Below are 21,288 nucleotides of genomic sequence, written 5' to 3' on the forward strand. Positions count from 1 at the left end.
GTAAATATTCGACGGTTTTTGAAGCCGAAATGTGGGAATTCGGCGGGACTGATTGGAATCAACAGGCTCGTTCAACGTGAATCGATGCTGGAAGCGGCTTATTGCATACTCATCGTGTAAATTCATCGAGAACTTCCACAGAGCAAGAGGGCAAGGCAGCTTTCCCAAGGCTCTCTGAGGGGTGGTGCGGCTGCGACGCACGATGTCTTCGGTCGTCTGTCGCGCCGCTCGGTGGAAAAAGTGGTCTGGCTTCCAGGGAGATACTGAACTTTTTTTTCACGTACCCTTGAGGTCTTGTCGTCTTATTGCTGTGCATAGACTAGTATTCCCTAGAGCGCCGGTCAAGAAATCAAGCAGCGTCCTGAAACTCAGCCGAGAACTGCTGAGAACGTGCCAGGACATGGAGATTGTGGACGACGGCGCACCGGCGCAGATCGAAGAGATTCTTGCGCAGGCCACGATAGCGTGCGCGTCGTCCTTGCCATCGGCCCACATGGGCAAGGGTATGTTCGACAGCCACCCGTTCGCGCAGTTTGCCCCTTCCTTGTGAGGTTTGTTGGCGTTGGCGTAATTCGAGGAGCAACGCCTCATCGGGGTGAATGCTGACGCTGCGCCCTTTGGAACTGGTAGTACATTGAGTTTGCAAGGGACACTGCGCGCAGATCTCTTTGGGAAAGTGGATCACTCCACCAGGCACGAAAGGCGTCTCTTGTTCCGCAGGGCACCTGATGATCTGTTGCTCCCAGTCCAGAGTAAACGCCTGCTTGGGAAAACGTTTGGTTTCGCGAACCGGCCAGGCTTTACAGTACACTTCCAGATCGTCGCTGCGCTCACGCACCAAATGGCTACTCAAATACGCCCGATCGATGTGCAGTTCCTTCAAAAAGACCTCTTGTCGATCCAGATCGACGCTGATCGCTTCCGTCACACTGGCTTCCGGCATATTCGCTGGCGTCAGACCTGCCGCACGGATGAGACCTGTGTCCAGATCGTGGAGCACATGGTGCTTGTAGTCATCTACCCGCACACTGCGACTTTTACGTCCATGACGCATCTGCCCATCTTCTATGCTGATGCGCCAGTCTTTCGCCACCCCCTTGATCAGACTTGCCTTTCCATTCTCATCGACTTCTACATCCTGCGCCTTGACATGTTGTGCAGCTGCAAGAGATAACTGAGCCAGTTGCGCATCTCCCTGTTGCAGGGTCTGCACCCAGGTTTCCACGGCTTGTAACACGTTCAAGACCAGTGCCAACGCCTCGTCTTTCTGGATTTGTTGATCCCAATCGCGGTCCAACGCCGCCTTCAGGCTGCTCCCACAAATCAACTCTGCTCCTGCCTCTTTCGCTACTTCGACTAGGTCTCGCTTCTGTTGCTCAGCCACCACGCGCATGACCTTTTTGAGCGCGTGACCCACCAGATTGCATGTTTCCTCAACTCGTCCAGCTCCCCACAATGGACTGCTATCCAATGCAGCACGCAATGGCCGTGACCCAAATGCCTGGCTTTGATTTGCAATCTCTATCGTCCGTTCGATGAGCCGTCGGTCCATCTGTCCTTCAATCAGCCGCTTGCGGAACGCTACCAGTGTTCCTTTGCTAAAAGGTGCCTCTTCCGTATCAACGCAATCCAGGACAAGTTGCCACCGCCGATCCATGAGCGTCGCCTCAACAACCTCATCATCTGAGACACCTGTGTAGGCTTGCACGATGGTTGCCAAGGCCAGTTGTGCTGGAGCGATGGGTGGCTGACCTCGAAAACCTGGTGCATAGAGTGTGGCCAGTTCTTCTTGAAAAGCGTCAGAAAACAACTCATGACGGTAATGCCGGAGAAAGACAAACAACTTCGCTCGTTTGATGCATGTGATAATAGTTTGCTCCAAAGGCGTTGGGATAATCGGAGGGTGCCAAGGTGGGGGACGCATGGTATGCTCCTTTGCGCATCTTTTTCAAGGATGGCGAGCGTTGCCTGGGCCATGAGGGCATGTTTGCTCTGCCAGTTCTTGTTCGATGGTCAGAGAGAAATGAGAAGTGTTCCCGTTTGATGTTTCGTATTGCATGAGGCGCCGGCTTCTTCAAAGCATTGACAGGCGGATGTGACGCGCATTGCGAAATGTGGCAGCAGACTCGCAACTCCATCCAGGTCTGCTGCCCTCGCGCATTACGGGATGAGCAGCACCATACCGATCGCCTGTCGCGCTTCAATGGCTGCATGGGCATCAGCGGCACGCTCCAGCGGGTACCTCTGCCCAATCACGGCCACCAGCCGCCCAGCTGCTGCCTCTTGCAATGCGGTCTCCATGTGAGCGCGTGTTTCCTGTTCTGTCCTGGCCATCGCCATCCCAAGGGCGCCGATCACCGTAATGCCTCGCATCGCCAGGTCATGCAGGCCGATCGTCGCCTCGGTGCCAGAGGAGGAGCCGTACACCACCAACCGACCACCTCCGTTCGTTGTCACCTCAAAGGCTTGATGGCCAATGGTCCCTCCCACTGCGTCAATGACCACATCGGCCCCTTTGCCTCCTGTGACGTTTCGCACCTGCTCCATCCAGTCATTCTCACCGTAGTCGATAACCATATCGGCCCCAAGTCGAGAAACGACCGCGAGTTTCTCTTTCCCCCCCGCTGCTCCAATCACGGTGCCCGCGCCCGCTGCTTTCGCCAGTTGGACCAACTGCGAACCAGTGTTGCCCGCTGCCGCCGTGATCAAAACGGTTTCATCGGGTTTAATCTGCACCGTTTTCAGGATGGAGATGGCAGTTCCTCCTGCCAGGAACACGCCTAACGCCCGTTCAACAGACAGCTCCTTTGGAAGAGAGAAAACGTTGGTCACATCAGTAACCACTTGCTCTCCATAGCCACCACCAGCCTTGGTGAGTGCCACCACGGGCTTTCCCACGAGCGTCTGGTCACCATCTGGCCCGACTGATCTGATCTGACCACCCACCGCCCATCCAGGTACAAAGGGGAGCGGGAAGGGGTACTTTCCCGCACGGACGGATGTATCTCCAAAAGAGACACCTGCCGCCTCTACGGCGATCACGACCTGGCTGGGTCCAGCCTGTGGCTCTTCGCTCTCTTCAAGGCGCAACACTTCGGGGAGGCCAAATTGGCGGACTTTTACAATACGCATGAGTCATCTCCTGTATCTTTTCTGTGATTTTGGCTTGTGACAGTACCATCCATGCGACTCTCTCATTGCCTCGCCTCATAGACGGCTCAGATTTGCCTCTTGACAGGACTTCCTACTCGGAACATACTGTTCCAGACGGAATATGCTATCTTTTCGCAAGTATAGTCAGCAGAGTATGAAGAAGCAAGTCACAATCGAGAGGATGTGTTCTGAATGGAACAAATGAGCAGAAAATGACCCAAAACACGGAGAACTTACGCGTGAGACGCATGAAAAAACTGTTGCGGGAGGCGTTGCTTGATTTGATCGAGGAGCGAGGCTTTGACGCGCTCACGGTGAGCGAGATTATCCAGCGAGCCATGGTGAGTCGAACAGCATTTTATCGCAATTATCAAGATAAATATGATCTGGTAGAGCAGATCTTCGAGGATGAGATGCACATTTTGATGAGTGCATTGGGCAACTTCGGCCCAGAGCGCCCTCCGCAACAATGGGTAAATCTCTTCGAGCATGTGGCGGAATACGAGCAACTCTATCGTGTGCTGCTTGGGGGGAAAGGGAGTCCCTGGTTTGTCATGAAGATGCGAGCCTCTTTAGCTGAATTGGTCAAGGAACATACGCTTGTTCCAAACAAGCAGCCCATAGCTGATCGTCGTGTGTTTGTGAATGGATTTCTGCCAACACTGCTGGCCTCGTTGTTTGTCGATGCAATTACTTGGTGGCTTGAACAGGGACGACCCTATTCTCCTGGAGAGATGGCTCAGTACTGTTCAAAGCTTGCGGCTTCGATTTTCCAAGAAGCAAGCGCTTGGGAATGACTGGTTCCTCACTAGAGAATCTCCACAGTTTCTCTAGTGAGTATCATGCCTCCTCCCTGCTATCAATTCTCCCTTCGCATTTCTTGACCGGCGTTCTAGGATCTCTCAGGGGCGACAGTATTGACGCCACATTGACAGCTTACGCTGTGGCTCGGCGAGTTTTGGTTTGGTGTCATGTTTTGAAATAGTTGCTAGACAGAAGGCAAGGCCGTACCCAGTGTGGCCTTCTCACCGAAAACGCTGCAGCCAACGCGTTCCTAAACTTTTGGGGGTTGATACCTACAAGAAATGAGACCACGAGCCTTCTCATTTTTGATCAGTGTATCACATAGTTTGAGCGTGATTGTTTTTATCCAGTGAGTGTAGCTGCGCTCCTCATTTTCGCCGACATTGTAGATACTTACGCCTGCCACAAACGCCTGCGTCATCCTTCGATCACTTGAGGCTCGTAGCGATTGGAGCAATAAAAGATCTGGTGCGCAACGCTCCGTCCTGATCAACGAGACACAAGCCACTCCCGGAAACGGCGTCGGATCAACCTATTGGATGCTTCATGAGATCCATATGCACCCAGTAGGTCGAGCAAGGCTACTAGATCTTTCATGATCACCATATCGTTAGGGACGAGGTGGGAATCCCGCTGGCTCAAACACTTCAATAAGGTTACCAGAAGGGTCTTCAATCCAGATTTGCTGCCCTCCTGGCCCTCTGACGATATCATCTCGGCGGAAGTGAACTCCTGCCTGTTTGAGTGTCTCCATCACGGTTGAGAGATCCTCCACCTCGATGACCAGGCGATTCCAGCCACCAGGGGAAGGATGCTGCCCGTCAGGCAGAGGGCGCGCCCCAGAGCTTTGTGGGCCGCTGAGCAGGAGCTGGAGATCTCCTCGCGCCACTAAGGCCATCGCTGGACTGGCATTGTATTCCAATGTAAATCCCAAATGGCGAGTGTAGAAGGTGATTGCTTGATCGACATCCTCAATCATATAGCGAATGCGTGCCATGTCTTTCTCCTTTTCTTCAAGAACCATGTTCCTTCAATAAATCCTTTACAGGAGCTCTTTCCTCGACTTGGTGTCGCAAAGATCCTTCTCGGTTCCAGCCCGGAACCGAGCTGAGAGGTGCTCAGCCTGCTGTCTTCTATCTCGAAACCGTCTCCCGGCGCTCTTGCTCTAGCACGGTGAGCAACAATCGAATGCGCACGTCCAACTGGCTCGCTAGCTGGTCGAAGACCTGTTGTTGTTCCGCTTCCGACCCTTCTATCCTCGTTGGGTCGGGCAAACTCCAATGAATTGGTGTCGAGTCTCGCCAGGTGGGACACCGCTCACGAACCCGATCACAGAGCGTGATCACACGATCAAACGACTGACCCACAAACATCTCCAGGGATTTGGGCACACACTGGTTCATCTGAATACCCGATTGGGCAAGCGTGCGGATTGCCAACGGATGGACTGCTTGAGCAGGATGACTCCCGGCACTCCACGCCTGTACCTGTCCCTGGCTCAGGTGACGCACTAGCGCCTCGCCCATCTGAGAGCGGGCGCTGTTGCTTGTGCAGAGAAACAAGAGGCGCGGCGGGGAAACCTCAAAGTGCCAGCGCGTGCGCTGCGTGGGAGGGATCGCGTCTCCAAGGCTCGGATGGAGGCTTGAGGATGCTTGCAGGTAGAGCGTGTGCAGGCGTTGTAGGTCCAGGCTGTAATAAAACGAGCGCTCATCAGCAGCGCTGCGCCTCTCATGCACGAGACCCGCCTGACGGAGCTGGCGTAAGTGATAGGAGACGAGATTGAGTGGGTGCTTCACCTGCTCCACGAGCTCGGCCACACGGTAATCACTCTGTGTGAGCCGTTGGAGTAACGTCCACCGCAGATCGTGTGCCAGCAGTTTGAGCACCGACGGCGCTGGCTGTTCCATTGTCTGCATCGTCTCTTTTCTCCTAATCTTATTTGAAGCAATTCAATTTAAGAGAACTATACCCAAGAATGGTTGATAAGTCAAGAGAGAAAGCCTGTGGCTCTGGGGAAGACAGCCTCATGGTGAGGTCTCGCGTGAGCCAGTCGCCTAAGCTTGGAACTACTGAGGATCTCGCGGCTGACGACGAGAGGAGAGACCAGATCTCTCTGGAATCCATATGCAGCTCTCCTACAACACACGAGACCGTCACCGGTTGTCCTCTGACCTTGCCTTTTTTTGAGAAGGCGTGCTATATTTCTGTTAAGCCTATTTGCTTCAAAAGAGATTGTATAAAATTTCTCATTCATCCGAGGCAAGGATCTCTAAAAGCAGGGAAGCCCTTCTTTCGGCGAAGCGGAGAGCATGGGGGACGCGCAAAGATGTGGTTCCCCCCTTCATTCCCGGACCTGTCGTTCAGTTGCCTACGTCAAAGAGAAAGGATAATCTCCCTTGACTGTCAACAATCGCTCTGTCGTGAGAAACGTCTCGATCTATGTCCTTTGGCTTCTGGTTGTGGTGTATGCAGTGGTGAAACTCATGAATTCAGTGCTTCCACTCCATATTCCTACGGCGATAGGGCTTTTGATCCCAATCGTTTTTTGGCTGCTTCATGGAGCCTTGCGCTACAAATGGAGCGGCATTCTCACCTTTCTTGTCCTTTGTCTGGTCGTCAGTAATCTGCTGGAGAACACCAGTATTCTGACTGGCTTTCCATTTGGTCACTATTATTACACCGACGCGTTTGGTCCCAAGCTCTTTCAGGTACCTCTGCTGGTTGGCTTTGCCTACTTCCCCGGCTACTCCGCCTGGGTTCTTGCCACGGTGCTGATTGGCGATATTGACCGCAAGTCCAGTGCGTTCACCACGTTCGCCGTTCCGTTTATTGCTTCCTTCGGCATGGTTGCCAATGATCTGGGCTTGGATCCCACAATCTCGACGATCAATCATGTCTTCATCTGGGAGCAAGGTGGTGGCTACTTCGGGGTGCCATTCACCAACTATGTGGGGTGGCTCTTCACGGCGTATGTGCTCTTCCAATTGTTTGCCCTCTTCCTGCGTTTCCGCAGGACTGACAGCAAAGAGGAAGTGTCGGCCTTTCCCAAGTCGTACTACGCTCAGGCGATCATCGTGTTTGCCGTGGTTGGGTTGGCATATGTTGTGTCCTATCTGTCAGGCAGCGGCGATACGCTGGTCACTGACGCGATGGGGGTGGTCTGGCATACCAGAAGCATTGCTGAAGCAGAAGCGACGGTCAGCATCTTTACGATGATCTTCATAGCAGCTTTATCGACCGTGAAACTGCTTCAAAGGTCAGCCACGGCTACGAGTGCATCAATTGAAACAGGATCAGGTGAAACAACTACCAGGGAAATCTCTCCAGAGTTGAAATAACACGGGTGCTTGAGGTGTTACGCTTTATCCATGTGGAAATTTCATGGGTCTGGCACAGATTTGGAGCATCATATGTAAACACGCCTCTTTCTCCTTTCAATGAACAAATGCCGATCTGGCAAAAAGATAGAGTGAATTGTATAAAGCAAGAGGATGCCGAAACAGCTTCCACTCTTTGGAAAGACCAGAAGTGAGAGGGTGATGAGCCCGCTTTCCAATTGAAGAGAACAGAGGAGAGGAGGCTGATTTCCTCTCAGCCTCCTCTCCTCTGTTCCATATATCTGTTTATTTGACGGATTTCACATGCAACAATTCAGATTTGTTATATAGCCCCGTTTTCGTCAATACTCAGAAACAGAGCGTACCCATATTCACTCAGAGCGTCTTTTCAAGGTAGAAATGTGCCTCAAACGCCTTTATTGCGCTGCGGATGGTTCGTGCCGAGACACATGATGCTGTTCGATAATGCGCTGACACTCAAAGGAGGGCATGCCCATATCAATCCCTAACACTGTGATCGTACCCGGACAATGGAAGGTGCTCAAAGGGCATACCGTCTGTGAAGAGATTGAACTGGCCATCCGCAAAGCCTTACCCGAAAGTACGGTATTTACCCATTTAGAGCCCAAGGAAGACCCTGTATCATTTGGAGATATCGAGCTCTTGATCGAGCGTTGGTCTAAGCAACATCCTTTGTGGTGGGAAGGACGAGCGTGAACTTTCCCGAAGGGCTCTCCAGAGGAAGCTTTTTTGATCAGAAAGAAGCTTCCTCTGGAGAATGCATGAGGCAAGGTGTCTTCCTGTCACTTGCGTTGTGGAATCATCGCAAACCGTGTGCGAAGGATGACGTTTATCCTGGCGGACTAGGTAAGCGTGGCGCGAATGCGGCGATAGGTCAAAAGCCGTTCCTCTTCCGACAATTCTTCAGAGGGAATATCTTCGGCGGACCAAAGTTGACGCCGACTCCGTCGCCGTGGCGCTCAGACGGCAGACTTGAGCAGGTCCTCATACCACTGGCGAAAGCTGGTAGGGGCAGTGGACTCGGGGGTGCGCAGCTCAGTGTTGTCGATACCGTTGCTCTTGGCCACCATCAGATCGACCATGCTCTGCGCCATCACGTTGGACATCCCGGATCTGGTCAGCCTGGCTTTGTAGGCCTCGCCGGGGATCTGCTGGTAACGCACTGGCCTGCCTAGCACCTCCGACATGATCTGCGCCATGTCGTTGAAGGACAGGTCCTCAGGGCCAAGCACCGGGACGCTGCCCTGTCCACTCCAGGAGTGATCGAGTAGAAGTCTGGTGGCAACGGAGGCGATGTCGCAGGTGGCGCAGGTTGGGATCTTGCGATCTCCGGATACCATGTCAAAGAACATACCCTGACCCTTGATCGACCTGACCTGACGGAGCAGGTTATCCATGTAGGAAGCTATCGTTAGTGCCCGGTAACTGACCCCCGCGCTTGCGATCAGGTCGTCCTTGATCAGAAACCCCGCTACGAACCCGGAGTTTTTTTCCAGCACCGTGCCGCGACCGAGGGTCGAGATCCCAACCACGCGCTTCACCCTCTGACTCTTGAAGGCCTCGCACACTGGTCTGCTGAAGTCAACATAGGCGGCCTCGACGCTCGCGGCGTGTGGGTCCGGGGGTACCACCCAAAATACAGAGTCGGCACCTGCAAACGCCCGATTGACGATGTCGAGGTCGTCATGCGATCCTTCCACGACCTCGACGCGCTCATGTGTGTGCGGGAAGGCGAGAAGGATCGCGTACGATCACGCGGATCGACTCGTTACTATTGGGCAGGTTGTTGAGAACTTGATGGCCGAACTGGCCTGTAGGTGTGGTGACGACAATCATGAAAACGACCTCCAAGGTTGTGATTTTCCTTAAAAACCTTTCCCCGTATGAGAAATATCTGTTTGGGTCTAGCACAATCTCAGGAGACCTAATGTGTAAGAGAGAGCGTCCCTCATATTTGTTGAACACAGGAACGCTGGCTCTCTGGCACTACAGGTCTCTGGAACCTGCACGAGTGCTGACCTTCGCAGGATGCATAATCTAGAAAGAGAGCCCCTTCAAGAGTCAATCTTGCATATGTCATGATATCATTTGCTAGAGGCGTCCTTGTCAATAATGGCAAAAAGACGACACGCACTTCACAACACAGCAGATCTTACCCTCAATCGCGCATTTACAATGCCATTACCTCGCCAGTTGTATAATCGACTGCGTCATGCCAACCTCAGTGGTCAATTGTAACTAAGTCAAGCCCTCCCATCGACACGGGTTCTGACAAGTGGTAAATAGCGTGAATGTGTAAGAACCGAATGTTCGACGATTTTTAAGGTCAATGATGGGAATTTGGGCCAATCATTGGAATCGACTATCTCTCAAGATGCAAATCCGTACCAGAAGGGCTGTTCCACACATGCTTCTTGTAAATTCGCGGTGGAACAGACCATGCCGGTCCAAGACATTATTAACCAATTTGGGCAGCGACCTGTGGCGATTTACCCTTGATTTCTCCTGGTATGTTAAAGGGAGAACATCCCGGAAAATATCGAGAGGAGAAGTAGGGGAGCAAAAGTGTCTCCTGGGAAACGTGCAAAGCCGGGTGCGTACTGAAGAGTGGAGCAGGTTTAGCAATAGAGCCTCTAGCCGGAGCAGGGCAGGCATAGGCGTCAAGTTAAGCCCCAGTAAACCCCATCAAGAAGTTGATGGGAGGTACTGGGGCGCGTACTTCGAGCGGGGATGGAAGCGCTTCCCAACAACGCTTCACGGATACATGCAAGGGCTTGAGAAAGAGGGATATATCCACGAATGCCGAGAACCAAGAGCGAGAGTTGATCTCGAAAGAGATCAGCACAGAGCATCCAATTACGGTGAGGATCATCCCAACAACTCTCAAGGAGAACCCAATGTTCCACGAGCATAGCGATCAGCTTAGCATAGAACTCACAAAGAATATGGTCGGGAAGCTGGCTGCTCCATTCATCCACATGCCCATGACTCTTCCAGAGCTTGAAGAGCAATTCCACCTGCCAACGCGCCCGAAACAGCAGGAGTGCTTCTTCTGCTGAGAGGCGTTCCACAGGCGCATTGGTAACAATCAAGGTCCAGCGAGCAAGGGCAAGAGCATGTGAGGAGGGCACATGCCCTTGCTTGTTGGCCTTGTCCAGCAGATGCTCACGGCGTTTCTGAGCTACCTCATCAGAGACAGGTAAGGCAATAATCCGCGCATTGAGCCAGAGGGAGCGAATGGAGCCTAAACGGACCGAAAGATCAATGACTGTGTCGGTCAAAGCGGACAAGTGAGATGCCAAATCCAAGCGTTGCCCCTCGGGTGTACTCACGGCCAAATTGCCTCGTGGGCGAATGACAAAAACGACCCCTTGTTGGTCCATCTGACGCAACTGCTTGAGGGAGTAATAGGCAGCATCTGCCACCCACACACTGCCTTGCCCGCAAGGCAGTGTGTGGGTGCTCGTTCGGCTATCATGATCACGTCCCTGATGGAGTGCTGGCCCGTCCAACCTGCCACTGCGCAGATCCCAGCGCACGCCGAGTTTGACAGCCGATGGAGATGCATTCCCTCCGCTTCCTTTCCAGAGCCAGGCGAGAGCCGATGGCAATTCAATACAGGTAGTATCTTCGAGGAGAACTGCAGGGAAACGAGCTAGGAGCCCAACAGATAAAGAAGACGTTAGAAGGAGCGTGTGAACTGCTTGCTGTAACACGCTCAAGAGCCAATGCGCTGTGTTCTTTGTCAAGCGTTCAAAGATTGCTTGTTTACTCACTCTCACCCCCACCGAGTGCGCAAAGCGGGCCAGTTGACTGGGACCAGCTAATGGATGTTTCAGCCAGCCAAAGACGAGTAAAAGCAGCAAGGTGCTCGCAGAAAAGCAACGATGACGGACAATCAATCCTTGTTCTTGAGCCAAACGAGGCGCATCTTTATAGATCAATTCCTCTAAGGCCTGGCACAAGGGTGCTATACTTTTCATAGAAAAGCTCCTGTTTCTGATAGCAGTTTGCCTACTTCTATCATGACACAGGAGCTTTTACTTGTCAGGTTGAGATCTCTTCTCTTAACTTGACGCCTATGCCTCTAGCCGGAGCAGGGCAGGCTCTTTTTTACTGCGACAAGTCTGCCTGCAAACACTACTGCCATTTTACAAAATAACAGAGAACTCTCTGGCTGAAAATAGTGTCTTATTGGGTGAATTGCAAAATTGCTGTGAAATCCTAGAGCGCCTGGGCAATTTCGGCTTCAGCGTGCGCTTTGCCCAGACCCAGAAAACCAGCGGAGTGCGCCTTGTGTATCACTTCACTGGCGATTTGCAGAAGCCAGCGTTTGTATGCTTCGACCTCTTGAGGCCGGCCTTTCTTGTTCAGGATACCAATGGCTTGTTCACACATCTGATTTCTGATGGCGATGGCATCCTCTTTACTGCTTCCCTCGTGTTTTTCGATGAGTTCATTCTGCCCCTCGTGATTTTCCTCTTTGAGAGCAAAAATGCTCTGGATACATTCACTCTCTGGGAATTGCCTGCTGGTGTCGCGTACAATCAGGTAGAGGGAGAGTGCTGTTTTGACAGCTTTGAGCGCGCTCACGTGAATGACAGCCAGAGAGGTTCCTGCCACCACAAAGGGAACTGCAAACAGGAGTTCGCCTTCGTCGTGCGTAAAGTCAGTGGCTTTGGTCATATGCTACACCTCTTCAAAATAGATGTAGATCAGGTTTTGTGCACAGTATAGTTGATCTTATATCGAAAGACAACCATCATTCTGCTGCTCCAGGAGCCTGCATTGCTGTCCATTTTGCCTCTTTTCTCCACTGCTTCTCGCCCTCGGGAAGAAGGGGGTCTGACCGTGATAGAAATCTGATGAGTTCGCCAGGGTGGCACCCCTCTTCTCTTGTGTTTTTGCTACCCAAACGATATACTTCATCCAGATGAACGATTGGGTAGCAAAAGACGAGCAGGAGGGAGAGCGCGAGTATGCCAAAGGCTGCACGCTACCATCTCAGTTGGGTCGACGAGCAGGGAATCTATGCGGTGCGTTCCGCTGACAACAACGAGCACACCATCCCTGATCTTGTGGGCAGTCCAGAATGGTTCTCCTGGTTGAGAAGCATCCCATCCTTCACCTTTACTGGCAAACTCGGCCAACTCACTGTCCGCCAGGAAACCAGGGGAGGTGCAGGGACGTATTGGTATGCCTATCGTCGGCATGGAGACAAGATGCTCAAACGCTATCTGGGCCGTACCGCTGATCTGACCCCTGCTCACCTGGAGAAGGTCGCTCTTCACCTCACGGTTCTGTCTGTTTCCTCTCCCAAACCGGAACAGCCTGCCGAGGGTCCATTGCAGGCACTCGTTCAGGCACAAGGCCGCGACCAGACCTCGACGCCGGAAACTGATCGGGCCACTCACGAGGCGGCCTCTCCCACCCCTGAACCCTCCCCCGCGCGGCGATCAGCCAACCTAGTTGGCACGACGCCACATGCCTTGCACGAGGCACACCATCTCTTGCTGGCCACCAAGTTCCACCCGCCCCGCCCTCGCACGCAGTTGGTATCCCGAGGGCCTCTTGTCGAGAGACTCCAGCGGGGAGTGAGAGGTGCGCTTACCCTCGTCTCCGCGCCCGCTGGATACGGCAAAACGACCCTGCTGGCCCAATGGCTTGCTTCCACGCTCGCACCTGTCGCCTGGCTTTCGCTTGAGTCGGAGGAAAATGAGCCCACGCAGTTCTTCACCTACCTGCTTGCCGCCTTGCAAACACTTGATCCCCATTTTGGCGCGCGTGCTCAGGCGAGGCTTCGCCTCCTACAATCTGCGGACCTAGAAACCGTGCTGGCTCTGTTGATCAACGATCTCATCAACTGGCAGGCAGAGGACTTCACGCTTGTGCTTGATGATTATCACGTGATCACTGCCACACCTATTCACCGTGCCTTGACGCACCTCGTAGAGCATCTTCCGCCTCAGATGAGTCTTATCATTGCGACACGTAGTGATCCCCCACTGCCCCTGGCACGCTTGCGGGCACTCGGGCACCTAACCGAACTGCGTGCCACCGAGTTACGCTTTGGAGCCACTGAGGCCAGCGCGTTTCTCGAAAAAGTGATGAGGCTGCATCTTTCGCAAGAAGAGGTGACTACCTTACAAACACGTACAGAAGGATGGATTGCGGGCCTGCAACTGGCTGCACTCTCCTTGCAGAGCCGAGCCGATATCGCAAGCGCGCTTGCCGCCTTCACTGGCGGTCATCGCTTCGTGCTCGATTATCTTTCCGAGGAGGTGCTTTCCCGCCAACCCACCCAGGTGCAGACGTTTCTGTTGCAGACAAGCGTGCTGGAGCGTCTCTCGGGCTCACTCTGTGATGCGGTCACTGGTTCGCAGGAAAGCCAGGCGATGCTGGAAACCCTGGATCGGGCTAACCTGTTTGTGATCGCCCTCGACGACGTGAGAGGATGGTATCGCTACCATCACCTGTTTGCCGACCTGTTGCGCAGCCGTCTGCAAAAGGCCATGCCCACCTCTCTTCCTGAACTGCATCAGCGTGCCAGTCGCTGGTATGAGGCGCATGACGTGATCCTGGAAGCAGTCCATCATGCGATTCTTGCTCCCGACCTTGAACGCACCACCCGCCTGATTGAAGAGCACCGACATGCTCTGGTTCTCCGTGGTCAGGCGCGCACGGTGCTCGCCTTTCTCCATGCTTTCCCAGATGAACGTATCCAGAGACACCCGAGTCTGCGCTTGTCCCAGGGACTGCTGCTCATGCTCACAGGACAACTGCCGGAGGCCTTCATGCGCCTCCAGATGGCAGAGCAGTCGGCCTCATTCATCACTGAGGAGTGTGAGGCACAGGCATTCCTGCACCAGGTCGCTGCCCTACAAGCCTACATCCTCTTCTTCCAGGGAGATCTGGAGAGCAGCGTCGCGCTGGCAGAACAGGCGTCGAATCACCTTGCCCATTGTCCCCCAGAAGTGCGAGAGGGTGCCCATGTGATTGCGGCTCACCGCGTGATGCTCAGTGGAGAGGTCAGTCATGTTGATGAGCAACACATGGCTCAGTTCACCTCTGCGCTCTCCACCAGAAACGACCTGTCTGCGATGGAGACGCTTCTGAATCTGACTGGCATCCTGCTGCAGGCTCGCTTGCTTCGACTCCAGGGGCGCTTACGACAGGCAGCAGCGACCTACGAGCAGATGGTGCAGTTCCAGGGAGAGCACGAGGGAACGTTTATCTCTCCGGGCTCCTGCTTTGGCCTGGGAGAACTCGCCTATGAATGGAACGACCTTGATACGGCTGAACGTCTCCTGGAGCAGGGGAGAGAGGCGTTGCGTGGATCACTGACGCTGGAGGCCTCCACCATCGCCCAGGGGTACGCGACTCTGGCACGCTTGCATCAGGCGCGCAATAATCACAGCCATGCACTTGCATTCATGGAAGAGTTTGAGAGGCTCGCCCAGACCCGCCAGTTCGCTCCCATGCAACTGGCCAGTGCCAGGGCCGTTCGCGCCCGGCTCGCAGTGATGCAGGGCGATTTCACGGAGGCGGTACGTTGGGCGGAAGCTAGCGGCCTCTCAGCCTCGGACGAACTTTCCCACCCGCGTGAGCAAGAATACCTGACTTTTGCCCGCGTGCGCATCGCTCAGGGACGTCTCGACCCGGGGGGGGCGTATCTTGCGGAGGTCTCGAGGCTGCTGGAGCGACTGCGAGCTGATGCCGAGGCGAAAGCGCGTATGGACAGTGTCCTGGAAATTCTCGTGTTACAGGCGCTCGCCTTTTCCGCTGCTTCGGCGCACAGGCGTCATGCCCTACCTGCTCTCGAACGTGCTCTTCTGCTCGGCGAACAGGAAGGCTACATCCGCCTATTCGTTGATGAGGGAGAACCTATGGCAGCGTTACTGCGTCAAGCGTATACGCTCGGCATCGCTCCTGACTATATTGTGAACCTCCTCTCGGCTTTCGATGAGCAGCCCAAGAGTTCCCCCCTCCGCACCTTCCCGCTCGTCGAACCGCTTACTGAGCGCGAACTCACGGTCTTCCGGCTCCTGGTGACGGGTCTGTCCAATGCCGAGATTGCAAGGGATCTCATCATTACTGTTGGCACGGTGAAACGGCACCTCAACAGTATCTATGGCAAACTGGGCGTCCAGAGCCGAGCCCAGGCGATTGCTCGCGCCCAGGCGTTGCACGTGCTGTAGCCGCCCATACTTTCAGGGAACGTCTCCCTGGATAGAACGCCTTCCCCTGCGTACCACATCACACACTCGTGCAGAACTGCTTGCGCCTCTCCAACAGCCATCTTTCTCTGGACTGATGCACGCGGCAAGAATCAACCCCACAACACATCCTTCGATACAGGTCTCCCTGCATGGTTGAGCTGCATACTGAGGGCAGTGCTCATGAAGTAGGAGATACGCAACCAGAGGAAGAACGATGCACATCTATGAAATTCGTGTCCAGGGGCAGCTTGACCAGCACTGGTCAGCGTGGTTCGACGGCCTGGAAATCAGCTACGACGCTCATGGGAACACGATGCTGCGTGGACCCCTGGTGGATGAAGCAGCCCTGCATGGGGTGCTAAACAAAGTGCGCGATCTGGCTTTACCTCTGCTCGAAGTGCGCAGAGAGCAGGCCGATGCTTCCAGGCACATCTGATCCATAGAGTTTGTCAAAGACATAGCCGGGTTCAACCGGCCCGGAAGGATTTTCTATGAACACGACCTTCTCAACCAGCTTCACTCGCCTCACGCGTGCGCTGGCAGCTATCAGTATCATCCCCGCGCTTTTTCTTCCTTTCTATGAGGCCTTTCTGCATGGTGGACGACGCGCCATGGAGATCAATCCACGCGCCGCTGCCTATATGGGAGCTCATATGATTGGAGCCTACTGTACCATTTTGGCCGGGTTTGGGCTGATCGCCATCTACCTGCGCTACCATGAGCGTATGGGCAGGATCGCACCACTCAGCTTGATTCTTGCTCTGCTTGGGCAACTCTCGTATGCAGGGCTCCTGTTTATTGATGGGTTCCTCAACCCTCTTTTTGCGCATTTTGATCCCGCGTTGCAAACGCAATTCCATTCGCCTGACTTCTTTCAGGCCGTCGCCCAGAGCCCTTTGCTTCAGAGCTTCGGGATCGCACTCTATACGCCCTTTCTGATGTCTCTCCTCCTGATCGTTGGCTATGGGTTCCTGGGGATTCTGCTCCTGCTGAAACGTATCTTCCCCTGGCCTATTGGGGCGCTGTTTCTCGTCGGAGGCGTGATTCTGGGGATTGATCTGATGGTGCCGATGTGGGTCGAGACAGCGGGGTATGCGGCTGAAGGGCTGGCCATTGCCTGGAGCGCTGTGCTCATCTGGCGCGAAGGCAAACCCGTTGCTCGTGCTCGGTCTGTTGCGTAAAGGTTGAGATCAGGATGGTTTCTAGAAAGATTAGAGAGACAATTCACGTCTACGAGCTTTTTTTGTCTTTGAGGAGAAAAACAGATGTCTCATGCTACGCCTACGTCGCTGCCAGCAACGCAGCGCAGACGCTTGCCCCTGGACCACTGTGGCCTACCGCAATCTGGAACACCGTCAGATTTGCGCGTCAGACGCTGAGTTTCGTGCAGGAACTGCGCGAGCGCTACGGTGATGTCGTGACGCTGCCAACGGTCCTGGGTCCCTGGACCCTGGTCTTTCATCCTGATGGCGTGCGCCATGTCGTTCAGGAGAATCACTTCAACTACCACAAGGGGGGCATTTCTAACCAGGTGCTCAAACTGACACTAGGCAATGGCTTGCTCACCAACAATGGAGATTCCTGGCTCACGCAGCGTCGCCTGATCCAACCAGCCTTTCATCGAAGCCGCATCGCGGGCTTCGGTCAACTGATGACCGAGAGTGTGGCCTCCTGGATCGAGGAAGTCAACATCGACTCGCGAGAGCCCCTCGATCTGTTCCAGCAGATGAGCGGCCTGACCTTGACTATTGTGTGTAAAGCGCTCTTTGGCGCCGACATGCTCCTCTACAAACAGCACGTGTTTCAGGCGCTGAGCACCGCCATTCGCCTGGAAGCGCAATCCTTTTATGTGCCGGGGCTGCTCTCGCTGCCGACCCCCAGCGCCGTCACCTGTATGAGGCGAGAGACACCCTCTACGCCGTCGTTGACGAGTTGATCGTCGGGCGTCGGAACAGAGTGACACAAAGCGAGAACGATCTCCTGACCATGCTCCTGGAGGCGCGGGATGAAGAAACGGGCCTTGGCATGAACGATCAGCAGGTGCGTGATGAGGTCATAACACTCATGGTAGCAGGTCATGAGACCACATCCGGCGCGCTCTGCTGGACCTTGATGCTGCTGGCACAACATCCGGATATTGAAGCCAGACTCAGAGAGGAATACGCCCGCATTCTAGGTGGGCGCGCTCCGCAGATAGAGGATCTGCCGCAGCTCACATTCACACGCATGGTGCTGGAGGAGTCCATGCGCCTCTATCCGCCGGCATGGACCTTTGCCCGTTCTGCCAGAGCCTCGGATGAGATTGGCGGCTATACCATCCCCAAAGGGGCGTACGTCCTAATGTTTCCCTACGTGACCCACCAACATCCTGACTTCTGGGAGCGGCCTGATGTCTTCGATCCCGATCGCTTCGCGCCAGATCGAGCCGCCGGGCGTCACCGCTTTGCCTACATCCCCTTTGGAGGAGGCCCGCGCGTGTGTATTGGCAATCAATTTGCCCTCACCGAAGCGCAACTCATTCTGGCGACAGTCCTGTCCCGGTATCAAATCCGCTTCCTGCCCGGAGCCTCTGTGGTACCAGAACCGCTAATCACCCTGCGACCACGAGGCAAGCTGTGGATGACGGTCCATCGGCATGAAGAGTCATGAGCGCACATCTTTAAAGGTAAAAGGGTTACCTTGTCACATCTTGAGAAAGGACGCGGTGCTTGTGATGGACACAAAACGCATTGCAACGCTTTGTTTGATTGTGCTTGCTGATATGTCGGGGCCATGGCCATCATCCCGATTATCCCCGTTGTGGTCCTGGGGCAGTTTTCCGCCACCCCGTTCCAGGCTGCTCTGGTGATTGCGACCTATTATGTGGCCCAGGTTCTGGCAGCCCCGTGGCTTGGGAGCCTGGCAGATCGCTTCGGGCGACGCCCTATTCTGTTGTTGAGTCAAGTAGGAACCATTGGTTCCTACCTTCTGTTGATCTTTGCGACTCCCCTGGGAGCGCTCCTCGCTCATGCTGGCTTGCGCTTGGGGATCGCGCCGGGATTGGCCGTCATCTACCTTGCGCGCGTGCTTGATGGGCTAACGGGCGGCAATGTCAGCGTGGCCGGGGCCTATGCCAGCGACATCAGCACACCAGAGAAACGCACCCAGGCCCTTGGATTGGTGGGAGGTGCCAGCGGACTGGGGCATATTCTGGGTCCAGCCCTCGCCGGATTGCTTGCAGGGGTCGATTTGTTTGCCCCCTTTGTCGCTGCCGCTGTCGTCAGTGGAGTGACCGTGCTGCTGACCCTCATCCTGCTGTCTGAACCATCGATCCGCGCGCAGATACCAGACACACAAGCACAATCGGCTGAAGAGGTGACGCTCTCCCGTGTGTTGCTGAGCCGATCAGTGGTGCTCATCCTGGCAACAGCGCTGCTGGTCGGGCTGTATATGGCGGGGCTTTCTGGGACATTCGCGCTCTACGCCGACCGGGTTCTCTTGCCAGGCCAGCCTGAGGGCGTCGTCGTCAGCACAGTAGGCTGGATCATTACGGTGCTGGGCTTGGTGATGGCTCTCACACAACTCGTTCTGCTCAATCCGCTGGCAGGCCACCTGGGAGAGCGGAAAGCCATTGTACTGGGCTGTGTCCTCCTGCTTGTTTCCGCAGTGGGCTTGTTCACCGTTACTTCCCTCTGGGTCGTCATCGCGTGTGTGGTCATCTTCTCCCTCGGCTATGGAATCGTGTGGCCTACCCTGCAAGCACTCATCACCAGGGCAGGCCCTGAACGACTGTCTGGTCGCCTTCTGGGTTGGTTCCAGGCAACCTTCAGCCTGGCCTTAATTCTTGGTCCCATCGTGGGAGGCTTTGCCTTCGATACCATCGCCCCACGGGCGGTCTATATGGGAAGCATTGGCGTGATGGCCCTCGCCCTGGTGCTGAGCATTGGGCTCCAACGTCTCCCACTGAGAGACGTGGAGAAGTCGCAACAAACTATACGCTTTCATCACTGAAAGACAGGATGCATGAGTTCATTTCCAAAGAAAGAGTATTTGTATGAAATGGATACGCCTCATCTCTCTGGTTGCGCGAGTGGCCTTGGTGGTCACCCTAGCCCTCGGCCTGGTCTTTTGGATTGCTCAGCTGTTGGGATGGATCGGCCTGCTGGCTTTCCTGGCCTGGATCGGTTTTCCTGGCATTCACGAGGCACTTGGGACCCTCGGCGTCCTCGGTCTACTCATCCTCGGGGGCGTGGCGGCCTCCACGAAAGGAAGCAGACGGCTTGGCGCGAGCAGCATCATTTACGCGCTGGTGGTACCTGCCTTTGGTATAACCCAGACGCTGATCCTGCCGGGTTCTCTGCACTGGCTGGTTCAGATCGTTCACCTGCTCCTGGGGATCGGGGCCATGATGCTGATCCTCAGAATCGAGAGACGCTACCGAGCGTTCAAGCAGCAAGAGCGTAGAGAGACTCTCGTTCAGACTCAGGGCAACCCATACTCCCCACTGGTAGCACGGCTGGCTCGCCTGGGCACTGCCGGACATGTGGTTCTCTATCGCCTGAGCGGTGGGAAACTTGGAGGAACTATCTTGGGCCTGCCTGTTCTGCTGTTGACGACTATCGGACGCAAGAGCGGCAAGCAGCATACCACGCCTATCGCCTACTTTCCCAATGGGGATGGGTACATGATCGTCGCTTCCAATCAAGGTCAGGGAAAGCTTCCCAACTGGTGGCTCAATATGCGTGAGAGCAAGCAGGCCCAGATCGAGATTGGGAGAAAACGGATGCGTGTGAGTGTCCGGCAGACCAGCCCGGAGGAGCGCCAGCGGCTCTGGCCAATCGTGGTCGCCAGCCTCTCCAACTACGAAAGGTACCAGCAATCAACGTCCTATCCTATCCCCTTGATTTTCCTGCATCCAGAGGAGGTGGTGCGGTGGGAATGAGATGGCTTCCATCCCCAACCCTGCGGGAACCAGAGTCCCGCAGGGTTGGGGATGGCAGGGACTCCTCCTCCCACAGTCAGGAACATGTAGATTAACGGGAATGGCAAGCCTCCATTGGCCCTTTCACCACTGCTGGTATCTCAAGGTCTATTGTACAATCCATTCTACTAACTGGCGGTAATACCGCATGAATAGTACCATATAACGTAAAGGATATGCAAACAAAGCAATACAAGTAAAAGGGCTGCAAAAATCGGCATGGAACGGCATGGTGCCGGTCGACGATACAGCTCTGTCCGTCACCGACACTGGCGGTCCCGGTATCCCTTTGGTCTACCTCAATGGCCAGTTCGCCACTCAGGGGTACTGGCGGCGGGTCATCGCCGAACTTGGGACGGGGTGGCGGCACATCACCTACGACGAGCGGGCTTGCGGCAAGAAGTCGAAGCGTTCGGCGGACTATTTCTTCGAGGCAGCCGTCCGGGATGTGGATGCCGTTCTTGCGGCCAGGGGTGTGGACCGGGTGCTGGTGGTGGGCTGGTCCTACGGGGCGTTCGTCGCCGCGCACTGGGCCAGCAGGAATCCAGACCGTGCCCTAGGCGCAGTCTTGGTTGAAGGCGCGCAACCGTACGACTGGCTCGACGAGGCCATGGAGCAGCATATCCGAAAGCTGTTTCGGCGGATGGGCTGGTTCATGCCGCTGCTGCGTCCGACGGGCCTGACCCTACGGATGAACGTCGAACAGATGGCGAACTGCAACATTGAGCTCGGCGTACTCGCTCGCGAGCGCGAGCTGGGCCCCGTGATAGACAACATTACCGTCCCGGTGCGT

At 54.9% G+C, this 21,288-nt stretch carries 17 protein-coding genes and 1 pseudogene; 11 read left to right on the top strand and 7 right to left on the bottom strand.

Annotated elements, in window-relative coordinates:
- Window positions 1–349: 349 nt before the first annotated feature.
- Window positions 350–1,924, bottom strand: coding sequence for an IS1182 family transposase (locus K3T82_RS42890; RefSeq protein WP_220199587.1), 1,575 nt, complete (start codon window positions 1,922–1,924; stop codon window positions 350–352).
- A 236-nt stretch (window positions 1,925–2,160) separates the two neighbouring features.
- Window positions 2,161–3,132 (bottom strand): zinc-binding dehydrogenase, encoded by a 972-nt coding sequence (locus K3T82_RS42895; protein WP_220199588.1) that lies wholly within the window; start codon window positions 3,130–3,132, stop codon window positions 2,161–2,163.
- Between the two features lie 233 nt (window positions 3,133–3,365).
- Between K3T82_RS42895 and K3T82_RS42900 the strand changes: the two genes are divergently transcribed.
- Window positions 3,366–3,950, top strand: coding sequence for a TetR/AcrR family transcriptional regulator (locus K3T82_RS42900; protein WP_220199589.1), 585 nt, complete (start codon window positions 3,366–3,368; stop codon window positions 3,948–3,950).
- Window positions 3,951–4,567: 617 nt separating this feature from the next.
- Here the strand turns inward: K3T82_RS42900 and K3T82_RS42905 are convergent.
- A complete protein-coding gene (locus K3T82_RS42905; protein WP_220199590.1) occupies window positions 4,568–4,954 on the bottom strand; it encodes a VOC family protein in 387 nt (128 codons plus the stop codon).
- 136 nt (window positions 4,955–5,090) lie between these two features.
- The gene (locus tag K3T82_RS42910) at window positions 5,091–5,873 is read right to left on the bottom strand and encodes an arsenate reductase/protein-tyrosine-phosphatase family protein (RefSeq protein ID WP_220199591.1); all 783 of its coding nucleotides are present in this window, start codon (window positions 5,871–5,873) and stop codon (window positions 5,091–5,093) included.
- A 480-nt stretch (window positions 5,874–6,353) separates the two neighbouring features.
- Here K3T82_RS42910 and K3T82_RS42915 point away from each other — a divergent pair, with 480 nt between their 5' ends.
- Window positions 6,354–7,295, top strand: a complete 942-nt coding sequence (locus tag K3T82_RS42915) for a carotenoid biosynthesis protein (RefSeq protein WP_220199592.1) — start codon at window positions 6,354–6,356, stop codon at window positions 7,293–7,295.
- 489 nt (window positions 7,296–7,784) lie between these two features.
- A complete protein-coding gene (locus tag K3T82_RS42920; protein WP_236031903.1) occupies window positions 7,785–8,012 on the top strand; it encodes a cation transporter dimerization domain-containing protein in 228 nt (75 codons plus the stop codon).
- A gap of 263 nt (window positions 8,013–8,275) precedes the next feature.
- Here K3T82_RS42920 and K3T82_RS42925 read toward each other — a convergent pair.
- The 3 genes and pseudogenes from K3T82_RS42925 to K3T82_RS42940 all read right to left on the bottom strand — a co-directional run bounded on the left by K3T82_RS42925 (window position 8,276) and on the right by K3T82_RS42940 (window position 12,002).
- A pseudogene (locus K3T82_RS42925) lies at window positions 8,276–9,152 on the bottom strand (NmrA family NAD(P)-binding protein).
- Between the two features lie 824 nt (window positions 9,153–9,976).
- Complete coding sequence (locus tag K3T82_RS42935; protein WP_220192805.1) at window positions 9,977–11,299, bottom strand: IS4 family transposase; 1,323 nt, start codon at window positions 11,297–11,299, stop codon at window positions 9,977–9,979.
- Window positions 11,300–11,540: 241 nt separating this feature from the next.
- The gene (locus K3T82_RS42940; protein ID WP_220199595.1) at window positions 11,541–12,002 is read right to left on the bottom strand and encodes a hypothetical protein; all 462 of its coding nucleotides are present in this window, start codon (window positions 12,000–12,002) and stop codon (window positions 11,541–11,543) included.
- Window positions 12,003–12,295: 293 nt separating this feature from the next.
- Here K3T82_RS42940 and K3T82_RS42945 point away from each other — a divergent pair, with 293 nt between their 5' ends.
- The 8 genes from K3T82_RS42945 to K3T82_RS42980 all read left to right on the top strand — a co-directional run.
- Window positions 12,296–15,514 (top strand): winged helix-turn-helix domain-containing protein, encoded by a 3,219-nt coding sequence (locus K3T82_RS42945; RefSeq protein WP_220199596.1) that lies wholly within the window; start codon window positions 12,296–12,298, stop codon window positions 15,512–15,514.
- Window positions 15,515–15,749: 235 nt separating this feature from the next.
- Window positions 15,750–15,971, top strand: coding sequence for a hypothetical protein (locus K3T82_RS42950; RefSeq protein WP_220199597.1), 222 nt, complete (start codon window positions 15,750–15,752; stop codon window positions 15,969–15,971).
- Between the two features lie 55 nt (window positions 15,972–16,026).
- Window positions 16,027–16,716: a hypothetical protein gene (locus tag K3T82_RS42955; RefSeq protein WP_220199598.1), complete on the top strand. Its 690-nt coding sequence runs from the start codon at window positions 16,027–16,029 to the stop codon at window positions 16,714–16,716.
- A gap of 68 nt (window positions 16,717–16,784) precedes the next feature.
- Window positions 16,785–17,471 (top strand): cytochrome P450, encoded by a 687-nt coding sequence (locus tag K3T82_RS49535; RefSeq protein WP_220199599.1) that lies wholly within the window; start codon window positions 16,785–16,787, stop codon window positions 17,469–17,471.
- Entirely contained in the window at window positions 17,468–18,184 is a 717-nt protein-coding gene (locus K3T82_RS49540) for a cytochrome P450 (protein ID WP_268886735.1), read from the top strand. Before K3T82_RS49535 ends, K3T82_RS49540 begins: the two co-directional genes overlap by 4 nt.
- A gap of 123 nt (window positions 18,185–18,307) precedes the next feature.
- Entirely contained in the window at window positions 18,308–19,525 is a 1,218-nt protein-coding gene (locus tag K3T82_RS42970) for an MFS transporter (RefSeq protein WP_220199600.1), read from the top strand.
- Between the two features lie 43 nt (window positions 19,526–19,568).
- Window positions 19,569–20,456 carry a nitroreductase/quinone reductase family protein gene (locus tag K3T82_RS42975; protein WP_220199601.1) on the top strand — a complete coding sequence of 296 codons (888 nt, stop codon included), beginning with the start codon at window positions 19,569–19,571 and terminating at the stop codon, window positions 20,454–20,456.
- Between the two features lie 268 nt (window positions 20,457–20,724).
- Window positions 20,725–21,288: alpha/beta fold hydrolase (locus tag K3T82_RS42980; protein ID WP_220199602.1), on the top strand; the 564-nt coding region annotated here is incomplete at its 3' end.

It is taken from the genome of Ktedonospora formicarum, assembly GCF_016587355.1.
Lineage (GTDB): Bacteria > Chloroflexota > Ktedonobacteria > Ktedonobacterales > Ktedonobacteraceae > Ktedonobacter > Ktedonobacter formicarum.

Excerpts from the sequence above, each read along its gene's own strand:
- K3T82_RS42910 (WP_220199591.1), bottom strand. The coding sequence starts at position 5,873 with ATGCAGACAATGGAACAGCCAGCGCCGTCGGTGCTCAAACTGCTGGCA.
- K3T82_RS42945 (WP_220199596.1), top strand. The coding sequence starts at position 12,296 with ATGCCAAAGGCTGCACGCTACCATCTCAGTTGGGTCGACGAGCAGGGA.
- K3T82_RS42940 (WP_220199595.1), bottom strand. The coding sequence starts at position 12,002 with ATGACCAAAGCCACTGACTTTACGCACGACGAAGGCGAACTCCTGTTT.
- K3T82_RS42900 (WP_220199589.1), top strand. The coding sequence starts at position 3,366 with ATGACCCAAAACACGGAGAACTTACGCGTGAGACGCATGAAAAAACTG.
- K3T82_RS42955 (WP_220199598.1), top strand. The coding sequence starts at position 16,027 with ATGAACACGACCTTCTCAACCAGCTTCACTCGCCTCACGCGTGCGCTG.
- K3T82_RS42975 (WP_220199601.1), top strand. The coding sequence starts at position 19,569 with ATGAAATGGATACGCCTCATCTCTCTGGTTGCGCGAGTGGCCTTGGTG.
- K3T82_RS42950 (WP_220199597.1), top strand. The coding sequence starts at position 15,750 with ATGCACATCTATGAAATTCGTGTCCAGGGGCAGCTTGACCAGCACTGG.
- K3T82_RS42890 (WP_220199587.1), bottom strand. The coding sequence starts at position 1,924 with ATGCGTCCCCCACCTTGGCACCCTCCGATTATCCCAACGCCTTTGGAG.
- K3T82_RS42935 (WP_220192805.1), bottom strand. The coding sequence starts at position 11,299 with ATGAAAAGTATAGCACCCTTGTGCCAGGCCTTAGAGGAATTGATCTAT.
- K3T82_RS42920 (WP_236031903.1), top strand. The coding sequence starts at position 7,785 with ATGCCCATATCAATCCCTAACACTGTGATCGTACCCGGACAATGGAAG.
- K3T82_RS42895 (WP_220199588.1), bottom strand. The coding sequence starts at position 3,132 with ATGCGTATTGTAAAAGTCCGCCAATTTGGCCTCCCCGAAGTGTTGCGC.
- K3T82_RS42970 (WP_220199600.1), top strand. The coding sequence starts at position 18,308 with ATGGCCATCATCCCGATTATCCCCGTTGTGGTCCTGGGGCAGTTTTCC.
- K3T82_RS42905 (WP_220199590.1), bottom strand. The coding sequence starts at position 4,954 with ATGGCACGCATTCGCTATATGATTGAGGATGTCGATCAAGCAATCACC.